A 14700-nucleotide genomic window follows, 5' to 3' on the forward strand; every position below is an offset into this window, starting at 1 on the left:
GGCCTTGTCGGGGCCGTCCGGGACAATGGCCGTCGTGTCTGTCGAGGAACTGGTTGTCGATCCACCCACCGCCGCCCGCCGGCTGCTCGGTGCCACCCTGCGCTCCGGCCAGGTCGCGGTCCGGCTCGTCGAGGTCGAGGCCTACGGCGGGGATGCGGAGGGCCCGTGGCCGGATCCGGCCTCGCACTCCGGTCGCGGCCGGACCAAGCGCAACGCCGTGATGTTCGGTCCGGCCGGTTACCTCTACGTCTATCTGAGCTACGGGATGCACACCTGCGTCAACGTGACCACCGGGCCCGACGGCACCGCCAGCGCGGTGCTGCTGCGCGCGGGCGAGGTGGTCGACGGGCTCGACGTCGTGCGCGGCCGGCGTCCCACCGCCCGCACCGATGCCGACCTCGCCCGCGGGCCGGGCAACTTCGGCACCGCCCTCGGCATCGCGCTCGACGACTACGGCACCGCGCTGTTCGACCCGGCCGCCCCGATTCGCCTGGAGCTGGCCGACCCGCTGCCCGCGGCACTGATCGCCGACGGCCCCCGCGTCGGCGTGAGCAGCGAGGCCGACCGGCCCTGGCGGTTCTGGCTGCCGTCCTCGCCCGCCGTCTCGGCCTACCGGCGCAGCCCCCGTGCGCCCGGCGCGGCCACGGTGCGCGCCCCGCGGTGAATTCCGGCGCGTCCCCTCGCGGTCGGTGGTGCTGCCGGCGTGCCGCGCGTCGGCGGGTGGCGCCCGCCGACCCCGTCGACGCTGTTCCGCACCGGTGAGACCTGCCGGTCGGCGGTCGATCCCGGTGCGGAAAGATGGGACGGCGTGAGCGGCGACATCATCGATGAACTGACCTGGCGCGGGTTGATCGCGCAGTCCACCGACCTCGACGCCCTGCGCGCGGCGTTGGCCGCCGGACCGCTGACCCTCTATGCCGGTTTCGATCCCACCGCGGCGAGCCTGCACGCGGGCCACCTCGTCCCGTTGCTGGCGCTCAAGCGGTTCCAGCGGGCCGGTCACCGCCCCATCGTGCTGGCCGGCGGCGCGACCGGTCTCATCGGCGATCCCCGCGACGTCGGCGAGCGCACCATGAACTCCTCCGACACCGTCGCCGAATGGGCCCGGCGCATCCGGTCCCAGCTCGAGCGCTTCGTCGATCTCGACGACTCGCCGACCGGCGCGGTGATCGTGAACAACATGGACTGGACCGGTCCGCTGAGCGCCGTCGATTTCCTGCGCGACATCGGCAAGCACTTCTCGGTGAACGTCATGCTGGCCCGCGACACCGTCAAGCGGCGCCTGGAGGGCGACGGCATGTCCTACACCGAGTTCAGCTACATGCTGCTGCAGGCCAACGACTACGTGCAGCTGCGCCGCAGCTTCGGCTGCCGCCTCCAGGTCGGCGGCTCGGATCAGTGGGGCAACATCATCGCCGGCGTCGAACTCAATCGCCGCCTGGACGGCGAGTCCGTGCACGCGCTCACTGTCCCGCTGGTGACCTCCGCCGACGGCAAGAAGTTCGGCAAGTCCACCGGCGGCGGCAGCCTCTGGCTCGACCCCGAGATGACCAGCCCGTACGCCTGGTACCAGTACTTCGTGAACACCGCGGACGCCGACGTCGTCCGCTACCTGCGCTGGTTCACCTTCCTCGACCGCGAGGAGCTCGCCGAGCTCGAGCGGGCCACGGCCGAACGTCCGCACGCCAGGGAGGCGCAGCGCAGGCTCGCCGCCGAGATGACCACGCTGGTGCACGGCGAGCAGCACACCAGGGCGGTACAGCTGGCCAGCCAGGCGCTGTTCGGTCGCGGCGACCTGCGCGAGCTGGACGAGGCGACGCTCGGTGCGGCCCTGCGGGAAGCCGCGGGGGAGGGCGAGGTCGCACGGGTCACGCCCGGCGAGCCGGCCACGATCGTCGACCTGCTGGTGGCAACCGGCCTGGCCGAGAGCCGGGGCGCGGCCCGGCGCACCGTCAACGAGGGCGGCGCCGCGGTGAACAACCAGAAGATCGCCGATCCGGACTGGACCCCCGCCGACGGCGACTACCTGCACGGACGCTGGCTGGTCGTGCGCCGCGGCAAGCGCAACATGGCCGGCGTGCTGCGCGACGGAAATTGATCTTGGTGGCTTGGGTCACATTTGTGTGGCCCAAGCCCGTTTCCGGCCTGCTGGCGAGCCTCTGACCTGCGGAATCACACCGGTGTAGTGCGGATTTGACGAGGCGTTATCCGGCGCGTAACTTATTCAACGTCAGAGCGACACGGACACCGACCCGGAGCCGCAACGCCGAGCCGCAACGCCGAGCCGAGAGGCTGGGCGGGGCCTGGGAAACGAGGTAGGACGAGGAGCGCCTGACGGGCAGCAGGACCATGTGACGCAGCGGACTTGACTCCGGGCGGTGCAGTGGTTAGGCTGGAAAAGTTGCCTCACAGAAGCTCCGGCGAAAATCCGGATCGGATGTGTGTGCGTGTGTTCTTTGAGAACTCAATAGTGTGTCGATGAATGTCAGTGCCAAATATTTTTGGTTCCGGTTCCTCATACCCCCGTGTGAGGGACGGACATTTTTTGTCAGCTAATTTCCGGCTGGCGATTGTTTTGCTGGGTTTTCGGACTCTAGTTTTGTACTTTTGATTGCGCCCTGTGGGGTGTGATTGTGAGTCTTCAACGGAGAGTTTGATCCTGGCTCAGGACGAACGCTGGCGGCGTGCTTAACACATGCAAGTCGAGCGGTAAGGCCCTTCGGGGTACACGAGCGGCGAACGGGTGAGTAACACGTGGGTGATCTGCCCTGTACTTCGGGATAAGCCTGGGAAACTGGGTCTAATACCGGATATGACCTTACATCGCATGGTGTTTGGTGGAAAGATTTATCGGTACAGGATGGGCCCGCGGCCTATCAGCTTGTTGGTGGGGTAATGGCCTACCAAGGCGACGACGGGTAGCCGGCCTGAGAGGGCGACCGGCCACACTGGGACTGAGACACGGCCCAGACTCCTACGGGAGGCAGCAGTGGGGAATATTGCACAATGGGCGAAAGCCTGATGCAGCGACGCCGCGTGAGGGATGACGGCCTTCGGGTTGTAAACCTCTTTCGACAGGGACGAAGCGCAAGTGACGGTACCTGTAGAAGAAGCACCGGCCAACTACGTGCCAGCAGCCGCGGTAATACGTAGGGTGCGAGCGTTGTCCGGAATTACTGGGCGTAAAGAGCTTGTAGGCGGTTTGTCGCGTCGTCCGTGAAAACTTGGGGCTCAACCCCAAGCTTGCGGGCGATACGGGCAGACTTGAGTACTGCAGGGGAGACTGGAATTCCTGGTGTAGCGGTGAAATGCGCAGATATCAGGAGGAACACCGGTGGCGAAGGCGGGTCTCTGGGCAGTAACTGACGCTGAGAAGCGAAAGCGTGGGTAGCGAACAGGATTAGATACCCTGGTAGTCCACGCCGTAAACGGTGGGCGCTAGGTGTGGGTTTCCTTCCACGGGATCCGTGCCGTAGCTAACGCATTAAGCGCCCCGCCTGGGGAGTACGGCCGCAAGGCTAAAACTCAAAGGAATTGACGGGGGCCCGCACAAGCGGCGGAGCATGTGGATTAATTCGATGCAACGCGAAGAACCTTACCTGGGTTTGACATACACCGGAAACCTGCAGAGATGTAGGCCCCTTGTGGTCGGTGTACAGGTGGTGCATGGCTGTCGTCAGCTCGTGTCGTGAGATGTTGGGTTAAGTCCCGCAACGAGCGCAACCCTTGTCCTGTGTTGCCAGCGCGTTATGGCGGGGACTCGCAGGAGACTGCCGGGGTCAACTCGGAGGAAGGTGGGGACGACGTCAAGTCATCATGCCCCTTATGTCCAGGGCTTCACACATGCTACAATGGCCGGTACAGAGGGCTGCGATACCGTGAGGTGGAGCGAATCCCTTAAAGCCGGTCTCAGTTCGGATCGGGGTCTGCAACTCGACCCCGTGAAGTTGGAGTCGCTAGTAATCGCAGATCAGCAACGCTGCGGTGAATACGTTCCCGGGCCTTGTACACACCGCCCGTCACGTCATGAAAGTCGGTAACACCCGAAGCCGGTGGCCTAACCCCTTGTGGGAGGGAGCCGTCGAAGGTGGGATCGGCGATTGGGACGAAGTCGTAACAAGGTAGCCGTACCGGAAGGTGCGGCTGGATCACCTCCTTTCTAAGGAGCATCTGCTCGGTCGTCTCGAAGAGTCGAGGTCGGTCGTGCCAGAGCCGCTGATGTCCCCGAGTGTGGGACTGCGGAGCTCATGGGTGGAACGCTGACAGCTTCCGTCATGGATGGTCAGGGCTCAGTTCCTGATCGTGGTGGATATATCGACACACTGTTGGGTCCTGAAAGAACAGACGTTCTTTCCAGGCAAGAGATACGATCCGCTCGGGTCTTCGGTCATACCGGCTTCGCCTTTCGGGTGGGGTGCTGGTGCCGAGTCGAGGTTTGAGTGGGTGTGTTGTTTGAGAACTGCACAGTGGACGCGAGCATCTTTGTTTGTAAGTGTTTAAGAGCGTTCGGTGGATGCCTTGGCACCAGGAGCCGATGAAGGACGTAGGAGGCTGCGATAAGCCTCGGGAGCTGTCAACCGAGCTGAGATCCGAGGATTTCCGAATGGGGAAACCCAGCACGAGTGATGTCGTGTTACCCGCGCCTGAATATATAGGGTGTGTGGAGGGAACGTGGGGAAGTGAAACATCTCAGTACCCACAGGAAGAGAAAACAAGAGTGATTCCGTGAGTAGTGGCGAGCGAAAGCGGATGAGGCTAAACCATGTAGATGTGATAGCCGGCAGGCGTTGTCTATGTGGGGTTGTGGGGTTGCTCTTCCCGGTTCTGCCGAGCTGGGCGTGAGTCAGAAACCGTTGTGTTAGCTGAAGTGGTCTGGGACGGCCTACCGTAGACGGTGAGAGTCCGGTAAGTGAAAACATGACGGCTCATGTGAGTGATACCCGAGTAGCAGCGGGCCCGTGAAATCTGCTGTGAATCTGCCGGGACCACCCGGTAAGCCTGAATACTCCCTGGTGACCGATAGCGGACTAGTACCGTGAGGGAAAGGTGAAAAGTACCCCGGGAGGGGAGTGAAATAGTACCTGAAACCGTGCGCTTACAATCCGTCAGAGCCTGCGCCCAGTTTTCTGGGGTGGGTGATGGCGTGCCTTTTGAAGAATGAGCCTGCGAGTTAGTGGCATGTGGCGAGGTTAACCCGTGTGGGGTAGCCGTAGCGAAAGCGAGTCCGAATAGGGCGTTGAGTCGCGTGTTCTAGACCCGAAGCGGAGTGATCTACCCATGGCCAGGGTGAAGCGACGGTAAGACGTCGTGGAGGCCCGAACCCACTTAGGTTGAAAACTGAGGGGATGAGCTGTGGGTAGGGGTGAAAGGCCAATCAAACTCCGTGATAGCTGGTTCTCCCCGAAATGCATTTAGGTGCAGCGTCACGTGTTTCACGCCGGAGGTAGAGCTACTGGATGGCCTAGGGGGCCTACAAGCTTACCGAAGTCAGCCAAACTCCGAATGCCGGTGTGTGAGAGCGTGGCAGTGAGACTGCGGGGATAAGCTTCGTAGTCGAGAGGGAAACAGCCCAGATCGCCGGCTAAGGCCCCTAAGCGTGTACTAAGTGGAAAAGGATGTGGGGTCGCGAAGACAACCAGGAGGTTGGCTTAGAAGCAGCCACCCTTGAAAGAGTGCGTAATAGCTCACTGGTCAAGTGATCCTGCGCCGACAATGTAGCGGGGCTCAAGTACACCGCCGAAGCCGCGGCACTCCAACATGACATCCGCATCGGGTTACGGTCCGGTGCGCAGTGGTTGGGGTGGGTAGGGGAGCGTCGTGCAGCCAGGGAAGCAGCAGTGTGAACTAGTTGTGGAGGCTGTGCGAGTGAGAATGCAGGCATGAGTAGCGAAAGACGAGTGAGAAACTCGTCCGCCGAATGACCAAGGGTTCCTGGGCCAGGTTAATCCGCCCAGGGTGAGTCGGGACCTAAGGCGAGGCCGACAGGCGTAGTCGATGGACAACGGGTTGATATTCCCGTACCCGTGTATCCGCGCCCAATGGCGAATCAGTGGTGCTAAGTGCCCAAAAGCGGATGGACCTCCTTCGGGAGGCCGGAAGTGGCTGCGCACGACCCCTGCTGTAGTAGTCAAGCGATGGGGTGACGCAGGAAGGTAGCTGGGCCAGTGAGTGGTTGTACTGGTGTAAGCCTGTAGGGCGTTGTGTAGGCAAATCCGCACAACATGAGCCTGAGAGGTGATGCGTAGCCGATTGAGGTGAATTCAGTGATCCTATGCTGCCGAGAAAAGCCTCTAGTGAGTTGGTACACGGCCCGTACCCCAAACCGACACAGGTGGTCAGGTAGAGAATACCGAGGCGATCGAGAGAACTGTGGTTAAGGAACTCGGCAAAATGCCCCCGTAACTTCGGGAGAAGGGGGACCTGATCTGGTGACCGGTCTTGCACCGTGAGCTGGGTTGGGTCGCAGAGACCAGAGAGAAGCGACTGTTTACTAAAAACACAGGTCCGTGCGAAGTCGTAAGACGATGTATACGGACTGACGCCTGCCCGGTGCCGGAAGGTTAAGAGGACCGGTTAGCGCTTCGGCGCGAAGCTGAGAATTTAAGCCCCGGTAAACGGCGGTGGTAACTATAACCATCCTAAGGTAGCGAAATTCCTTGTCGGGTAAGTTCCGACCTGCACGAATGGCGTAACGACTTCTCTGCTGTCTCAACCACAGACTCGGCGAAATTGCATTACGAGTAAAGATGCTCGTTACGCGCGGCAGGACGAAAAGACCCCGGGACCTTCACTATAGCTTGGTATTGGTGTTCGGTACGGTTTGTGTAGGATAGGTGGGAGACTGTGAAAGCCACACGCCAGTGTGGTGGGAGTCGTCGTTGAAATACCACTCTGATCGTATTGGACTTCTAACCTCGGGCCATGATCTGGTTCAGGGACAGTGCCTGGTGGGTAGTTTAACTGGGGCGGTTGCCTCCTAAAATGTAACGGAGGCGCCCAAAGGTTCCCTCAGCCTGGTTGGCAATCAGGTGTCGAGTGCAAGTGCACAAGGGAGCTTGACTGTGAGACTGACGGGTCGAGCAGGGACGAAAGTCGGGACTAGTGATCCGGCACCGGCATGTGGAAGCGGTGTCGCTCAACGGATAAAAGGTACCCCGGGGATAACAGGCTGATCTTCCCCAAGAGTCCATATCGACGGGATGGTTTGGCACCTCGATGTCGGCTCGTCGCATCCTGGGGCTGGAGTAGGTCCCAAGGGTTGGGCTGTTCGCCCATTAAAGCGGCACGCGAGCTGGGTTTAGAACGTCGTGAGACAGTTCGGTCTCTATCCGCCGCGCGCGTCAGAAACTTGAGGAAGGCTGTCCCTAGTACGAGAGGACCGGGACGGACGAACCTCTGGTGTGCCAGTTGTCCTGCCAAGGGCACTGCTGGTTAGCTACGTTCGGAAGGGATAACCGCTGAAAGCATCTAAGCGGGAAGCCTGTTCCAAGATGAGGTTTCTCACCCCCTCGAGGGGGTAAGGCCCCCCACAGACCATGGGGTTGATAGGCCAGAACTGGAAGCGCGGTAACGTGTGGAGGTGACTGGTACTAATCGGCCGAGGACTTACCAACAACGATGTTACGCGTCCACTGTGCGGTATCTGAAACAACACACAACCCACCGTTGGCACCCGCCCCATCACCGAGGAATGGTGTGGGGTGTGTGCGGGGGTGTGGATAGTTTCATAGAGTTACGGCGGTCATAGCGGTGGGGAAACGCCCGGTCCCATTCCGAACCCGGAAGCTAAGCCTGCCAGCGCCGATGGTACTGCACTCGACAGGGTGTGGGAGAGTAGGACACCGCCGGAACATCCTTTCCTGATAGGGGACCCACTAGTGGGTCCCCTATCGGCATTTCCGGACCCCACACCCCCAGACACCGGCCACCCACCGGCTACCACACCGACACGTGATTGAATTCAAGAGGGCCAGCAAACCCTCTGCTGAAAAAACTTGGAAAGGGAACACCGTGTCCGAACACAATGACGGTCGGAGGCCGTTCCGGCGCGCGTCCGATGCGGGTCAGCGCGGTGCCGGCGCCGACCGTCCCGGTGCGGACAGCGGCGCCACCGGCGATCGGGATTCCGGGCGATCGGGCGGCGCGGGCGAGCGTCGCGGGTTCCGCCGTGGCGAGCCGGATAGTGGGCAGCGAAGTGATTCGACCGGACGCGGCGGCTACGAGCAGCGCGGCGGTCGGGATCGCGGCGGCTACGAGCGGACCTCGGGGGATCGCGGCGGCTTCGGGCGCGGTGAAACCGGCGACCGGGGTGGGTTCCGCCGCGGCGGCTCCGAAGGCGGCCGCGACCGTGGCGACGAGCGCGGTGGTTTCCGGAGTGGGGAAGGCGGCCGTGGTGCCGGCGGCGGCTTCCGTCGCGGCGAGTCGCGCGGCTTCGACCGGCGTGATCCAGGTTCGGAGAGTGCCGGCGGCTTCGCTCGTGGGCGTGATGCGGATCGGGCCGGCGGCGAGCGCGGATCGCGCGGTACGGACGCGGGTGAGCGTGGTTTCCGTCGCGGCGGCGAGCCCGGTGGTTCGCGCGAAGGCGGCGGTGTCGCGCGCGGTACGTCCGGTGAGCGCGGCGGGTTCCGTCGCGGTGGACCGTCCGAGGGCGGCTCCCGGTACGGTGCGCCCGATCGTGGCGACGACCGGGGAGGTGCGCAGCGCGGCGGGTTCCGTCGTGGCGCGTCGGATCGTGACGACCGCGGGCGTGGCGGGTTCGATCGCGGTGGGGCGGCGCGCGGTGCCGGCGGCGGAGGTGAGCGCGAGGGTTCCGAGCGCGGCGGTTTCCGTCGTGGCGGCGAACGGGGCGGCTCCTCCAGCGGCAGTGAGCGTGGTGGTTACCCGCGCGGTGGTTCCGACTCCCGGGGTGCGGATCGTGGCCCCGGACGCGGCGGTTCCGGATTCGACGCGACGGCTCGTGGGGGTTCCCGCGACGCCGGTGCGGATCGTGCGCACGATGATGCGGAGCGTGGGGCGTCGGCACTGGGCGGCGAGCGCGGTGGTTTCCCGCGGGGCGGGGACGAGCGGCGCGGGTCCGGCGCGCGTGGCGAGTTCGAGGACCGGCGGCGCGGTGGTGAAGGTGCGCGCGGTACGGGAGGACGCAATCTCGAGCGGCGGGCGCCGCGGCCGGAGGAGCCGGATCTGCCCGACGACGTGGAGGCGTCGGACCTCGATCCCGCGGTGCGCCGGGATCTGCTGAGCCTGGACAAGGGCAATGCCGAGACCGTGGCGCGGCACCTGGTGATGGCGGTGCGGCTGCTCGACGACGATCCGCGGCTGGCGTTGGCGCACGCACGCGCGGCGCGGCAGCGGGCCGGGCGGATCGCGGTGGTGCGCGAAACCGCGGGCGTGGTGGCCTATCACGCGGGGGAATGGGCCGAGGCGCTGTCGGAGCTGCGGACCGCGCGGCGGATGTCGGGCGGTTCGGGTCTGCTGGCGGTGATGGCCGACTGCGAACGCGGGCTCGGTCGTCCCGAGCGGGCCATCGAACTGGGCCGCAGTGACGAGGCCAGGGCGCTCACCGGGGACGAGGCCAGCGAACTGCGGATCGTCGTGGCGGGCGCCCGGATGGACCTGGGCCAGTACGACCAGGCGGTCGTCACCCTGCAGACCGACGACCTCGATCCCGAGCGCACCGGCTCCTCGGCCGCCCGCCTGTTCTACGCCTATGCCGACGCGCTGGTCGCCGCGGGCCGCACCGCCGAGGGCCTGGAGTGGTTCCTCAACGCAGCCGCCGCCGATCTCGACGGCGAAACCGATGCCGAGGACCGCGCGGCCGAACTGACCGGGGACGCCTGAGCCCGGCCGCGGATCGATCCCGGGGATCCGGGACCGCCTCGACCACCCGGCGCTCGTGTCGGCGGGCTGACGTAGTGTCGTGTCACGCCGGTGCGGCGGGGGCACGGCCGGGGTGGATGCGACGAAGTGGGAGTGGTGTGACGCGGTTACGAGATCGCTATGAGGCGTTGCTGCTCGACCTGGACGGCACGCTGTACCGGGGTCCGGTGGTGATCGCCGGTGCGCCGGAGGCGTTGGCCGCCGCGGCGACATCGCAGCGGCTGGCCTATGTCACCAACAACGCCAGCCGCGGGCCCGCGGTGGTCGCCGCGCATCTGGCCGAGCTGGGGTTCCCTGCGCGGGCCGAGGACGTGGTGACCAGCGCGCAGGCCGCGGTCCGGTTGCTGGCCGAGCGGCTCGAACCGGGCGCGACCGTCCTCGTGGTCGGCACCGATGATCTGGCCGCCGAGGTGGAGGAAGCCGGGTTGAAGCCCATCCGGCGGTTCGACGGTGCCCCGCCCGCCGCGGTCGTGCAAGGACATTCCCCCCAGACGGCGTGGCCGGACCTGGCCGAGGCCGCCTACGCGGTGCGCGCGGGCGCGCTGTGGGTCGCGGCCAACACCGACCGCACCCTGCCCAACGAGCGTGGTCTCGCGCCCGGCAACGGCGCGATGGTCGCGGCGTTGCAGGCCGCCACCGACCGTGCGCCGGTGGTCGCCGGCAAGCCGTACGCGCCGCTGCTCGAGGACGCCGTCGCCCGGGTCGGCACCCGCGCCGCGCTCGTGGTCGGCGACCGGCTCGACACCGACATCGAGGGCGCCGATCGGGTCGCCCTGGATTCGCTGCTGGTGCTCACCGGCGTGAGCACCCTCGACGAGCTGCGCGCCGCGCCGCCGGAGCGGATCCCGACCTACGTGGCCGAGAGCCTGGACGCGCTCAACCACCCGCCGGTCGCCGACGACGCCGAGCTGGACCTGGCCGAGCGGCTGCGCAAGTACCCTGGCAGGGCGGTGACGGTACGCGCGTCCCGTTCGGAAATCCGATAGCGTTGGCACCACGATGACTACTCCGACCAATGCGCCCCGACCGGGGGTCCCGCTGCCCGGGCAGCATCTGCCCGGCGCGCAGGGTCGGCCGGAACCGGCCGACCCGGACCGGATCCGCGCCGAGATCGATGAGCTGCTCGCCGAACTCGACGCGGGCGGCGGCCGCACCGGACCGGCCGAGCACGCCGAGACCGGCGCGGACATCACGCGGCGCGCCCGCATCCTGGAACAGGCACACGAGGTGTTGGTCCAGGCACTGGCCACGGTGGACAAGATCTGAGGTGGCCAGGCGCGCACGAGTGGACGCCGAACTGGTTCGCCGCGGGTTGGCGCGATCGCGGGAGCACGCGGTCGAGCTGATCGGCGCGGGACGCGTCCTGATCGCTGGAACGGTCGCCTCGAAACCGGCGACCGCGGTGGAACCCGGCACCCCGCTGGTGGTGCGGGAACAGCCCGACGAGGTGCAGTGGGCCTCGCGCGGCGCGCACAAACTGCTCGGCGCGCTGGAACGTTTCGAGCCCGCGGGGCTGCGTGTGGCGGGCAAACGGTGCCTGGACGCCGGGGCGTCCACCGGGGGTTTCACCGATGTGCTGCTCAGCCGGGAGGCCCGCGAGGTGGTGGCCGTCGACGTCGGATACGGCCAGCTGGTCTGGCGGTTGCGCACCGACGAGCGGGTGCGGGTGTTCGACCGCACCAACGTGCGCACGCTGACGCCGGAACTGATCGAGGGCACCGTCGAGCTGGTGGTCGGTGACCTGTCGTTCATTTCGCTGGGGTTGGTGCTGCCCGCGCTGGCCTCCTGCTGTGCCGACGGCGCCGATCTGCTGCCGATGGTGAAGCCGCAGTTCGAGGTCGGCAAGGAACGGGTGGGATCCGGTGGCGTGGTGCGCGATCCGGCGCTGCGCGCCGAGGCGGTGCGCGGGGTCGCCGCCGCCGCGGCCGAACACGGGCTGCGGACGGTGGGCGCGGTGGCCAGTCCGCTGCCCGGGCCGTCGGGCAATGTCGAGTACTTCCTGTGGCTGCGCAAGGACGGGCCGTTCGAGTACGACGCGGCACAGGTGCGCGAGCTGGTCGCGCGGGCGGTCGAGGAGGGGCCACGATGAGCGGGTCCGGCGACCGCGAGATCCTGCTGATCGCCCACCCGGGCCGCGCCGAGATCGTCGAGACCGCGCACCGGGCGGCGAAGATCTTCACCGAAGCCGGGATCGGGCTGCGGGTGCTGGCCGACGAGGCGCCGAGTACCCGGTTCGACAGCCGCGCCGAACCGGCGCCGGTGACCGGTCCGGCCGGCGATGTCGTGCGGGTGGTCGAGCACAGTGCGGCGGCCGCGGTCGGCTGTGAGATGGTGCTCGCCCTCGGCGGTGACGGCACGTTCCTGCGCGCGGCCGAACTGGCCAGGCCCGCGTCGGTGCCGGTGCTCGGAATCAACCTGGGCCGCATCGGCTTCCTGACCGAGGCCGAGGCCGAGCACCTCGACGAGGCGCTGGGCCAGGTGGTGCGCGGGGACTATCGGGTCGAGGACCGGATGACCATCGACGTGACCGTGCGGGTCGAGGACGAGGTGGTCGAGTCCGGCTGGGCGCTCAACGAGGCGAGCATCGAGAACGCTTCGCGCATGGGCGTTCTCGAGGTGGTGCTGGAGGTCGACGGGCGCCCGGTCTCGGCGTTCGGCTGCGACGGCATCCTGATCGCGACGCCGACCGGGTCGACGGCCTACGCGTTCTCCGCCGGTGGGCCGGTGGTGTGGCCGGAACTCGAGGCGCTGCTGGTGATCCCGAGCAACGCGCACGCCCTGTTCGCGCGGCCGCTGGTCACCAGCCCGGAGTCCCGCATCGCGGTGGAATCGGTTGCCACCGGCCACGATGCGATAGTTTTCCTGGATGGCAGGCGCACGCTGGCGCTACCGCGCGGCGGCCGGGTGGAAGCGGTCCGCGGCAGCGAACCGGTGCGCTGGGTGCGGCTGGATTCCGCGCCGTTCGCGGATCGGATGGTGCGCAAGTTCCAATTGCCCGTGACCGGCTGGCGAGGCCGACGGCGAACGGAGAGCACACGTGCTGACAGAGATCAGGATTGACAGTCTCGGTGTCATATCCGCGGCCACCGCGCAGTTCCACGAGGGTTTCACGGTCCTGACCGGTGAGACCGGCGCGGGCAAGACCATGGTGGTCACCAGCCTGCATCTGCTCGGCGGTGCCCGCGCGGACGCGGGCCGGGTGCGGCTCGGCGCGAACAAGGCCGTGGTGGAGGGCCGGTTCACCGTCGAGGACCTGAACGAGGACGCCCGCGGCCAGGTGGCCGAGGTGCTCGAGTCGGCGGCGGCCGAGGCCGACGACGACGGCAGCGTCATCGCCATCCGCACCGTGAGCAGTGACGGCCGCTCCCGCGCCCATCTGGGCGGTCGCAGCGTGCCCGCCTCGGTGCTGGCCGACTTCACCTCCTCGCTGTTGACCGTGCACGGTCAGAACGATCAGTTGCGCCTGCAGAAGCCCGAGCAGCAGTTGGCCGCGCTGGACCGGTTCGCCGCCGACACCGTGGGTCCGTTGCTGCGCAAGTACCAGGTGCTGCGCCGCGCCTGGCTCGACGCGCGCACCGAACTGCTGGAGCGCACGGCGCGCAGCCGGGAGCTGGCGCTGGAGGCCGATCGGCTCAAGCACTCCCTCGACGAGATCGACGCCGTCGCGCCCGAGCCCGGGGAGGACGTGCGCATCGTCGACGAGGTGCGCAGGCTCAGCGATCTGGATTCGCTGCGCGAGGCGGCGGCCGTCGCCCACGACGCGCTCGCCGGGCCTGCCGACGCGCCCGAGGACGGCTCGGGCGCGCTGGAACTGCTCGGGGCCGCGCGGGCGCGGTTGGAGGCGGCCGAGGATCCGGCGCTGTCGGCGCTGGCGCCGCGGTTGGGCGAGGCGATCGCCGTGGTGGTCGACCTGACCACCGAGCTGAGCGGTTATCTGTCGGATCTGCCCTCGGATCCGGGTGCGTTGGATTCGCTGCTGACCCGGCAAGCCGAATTGAAGAGCCTGACCCGCAAGTACGCCCCCGACATCGACGGTGTGCTGGCCTGGGCGGCCGAGGCCAGGACGCGGCTCGAGTCGCTGGACGTGTCGGAGGAGGCGCTGACGAAGCTGGCCGCCGAGGTCGACATCGCGGCCGAGCGGGTGCGCGCGGCGGCGGTGAAGTTGACCGCCGCGCGGACCAAGGCCGCGGGCAAGTTGGCCGCCGCGGTGAGTGCGGAACTCGCGGGGCTGGCGATGGGGAAGGCGAAGCTGGAGGTGCAGGTGCGTGCGGTGCCCGCGGCCGCGCAGGATTCGGCGCCGCTGACCGTCGACGGCGTCGAACTGCACGCGGGCGCCACCGGCGTGGACGAGGTCGAGTTCCGGCTGGCCGCGCATTCGGGCGCGCAGTCGTTGCCGTTGAGCAAGAGCGCCTCCGGTGGTGAGCTCTCGCGGGTGATGCTGGCGCTGGAGGTGGTGCTCGCCGGGTCCGACCACGGGGCGACGATGGTGTTCGACGAGGTCGACGCCGGTGTCGGCGGCCGGGCCGCGGTGGAGATCGGGCGCAGGCTGGCCCGGCTGGCGCGCACGCACCAGGTGATCGTGGTGACGCATCTGCCGCAGGTGGCGGCGTTCGCGGACACGCACCTGGTGGTCGACAAGTCCGACGAGGGCGGCACGGTGAACAGCGGCGTGCGGGCGCTGACGAAGGACGAGCGGGTGGTGGAGCTGGCGCGCATGCTGGCCGGCCTGGACGACACCGAGACCGGCCGCGCGCACGCGGAGGAACTGCTGGAGATGGCGCGCGCCGAGCGGGCGAGCGTCTGATCCGGCGCGCCGCGACGGCG

The 14700-nt window shown here is 67.0% G+C and carries 7 protein-coding genes, 3 rRNA genes and 1 pseudogene; all 11 read left to right on the forward strand.

Annotated elements, in window-relative coordinates; translation table 11 throughout:
• Window positions 1–25 precede the first annotated feature (25 nt).
• The 11 genes and pseudogenes from CRM89_RS03115 to recN all read left to right on the forward strand — a co-directional run bounded on the left by CRM89_RS03115 (window position 26) and on the right by recN (window position 14680).
• Window positions 26–664, forward strand: coding sequence for a DNA-3-methyladenine glycosylase (locus CRM89_RS03115; RefSeq protein WP_060592288.1), 639 nt, complete (start codon window positions 26–28; stop codon window positions 662–664).
• Between the two features lie 144 nt (window positions 665–808).
• Window positions 809–2098, forward strand: a complete 1290-nt coding sequence (tyrS, locus tag CRM89_RS03120; RefSeq protein WP_011208522.1) for a tyrosine--tRNA ligase — start codon at window positions 809–811, stop codon at window positions 2096–2098.
• 543 nt (window positions 2099–2641) lie between these two features.
• Window positions 2642–4159 (forward strand): 16S ribosomal RNA (locus CRM89_RS03125).
• 327 nt (window positions 4160–4486) lie between these two features.
• Window positions 4487–7613 (forward strand): 23S ribosomal RNA (locus CRM89_RS03130).
• Window positions 7614–7733: 120 nt separating this feature from the next.
• Window positions 7734–7850 (forward strand): 5S ribosomal RNA (gene rrf / locus CRM89_RS03135).
• The 16S, 23S and 5S rRNA genes sit together here, the layout of an rRNA operon.
• Before the next feature lie 991 nt (window positions 7851–8841).
• Window positions 8842–9837 (forward strand): annotated as a pseudogene (locus CRM89_RS03140) (tetratricopeptide repeat protein); the annotation flags it as partial.
• Window positions 9838–9974: 137 nt separating this feature from the next.
• Entirely contained in the window at window positions 9975–10862 is an 888-nt protein-coding gene (locus tag CRM89_RS03145) for an HAD-IIA family hydrolase (protein WP_041560038.1), read from the forward strand.
• A gap of 13 nt (window positions 10863–10875) precedes the next feature.
• Window positions 10876–11142 (forward strand): hypothetical protein, encoded by a 267-nt coding sequence (locus CRM89_RS03150; RefSeq protein ID WP_060592284.1) that lies wholly within the window; start codon window positions 10876–10878, stop codon window positions 11140–11142.
• 1 nt (window position 11143) lies between these two features.
• A complete protein-coding gene (locus CRM89_RS03155; protein WP_098083181.1) occupies window positions 11144–11965 on the forward strand; it encodes a TlyA family RNA methyltransferase in 822 nt (273 codons plus the stop codon).
• On the forward strand, window positions 11962–12936 hold the full coding sequence (locus CRM89_RS03160; RefSeq protein ID WP_098086864.1) for an NAD kinase: 975 nt from the start codon (window positions 11962–11964) through the stop codon (window positions 12934–12936). The genes CRM89_RS03155 and CRM89_RS03160 overlap by 4 nt, the downstream gene beginning before the upstream one ends.
• Entirely contained in the window at window positions 12914–14680 is a 1767-nt protein-coding gene (gene recN / locus CRM89_RS03165; RefSeq protein ID WP_086847674.1) for a DNA repair protein RecN, read from the forward strand. Before CRM89_RS03160 ends, recN begins: the two co-directional genes overlap by 23 nt.
• Window positions 14681–14700 lie beyond the last annotated feature (20 nt).

It is taken from the genome of Nocardia sp. FDAARGOS_372 (assembly GCF_002554515.1).
Lineage (GTDB): Bacteria > Actinomycetota > Actinomycetes > Mycobacteriales > Mycobacteriaceae > Nocardia > Nocardia farcinica.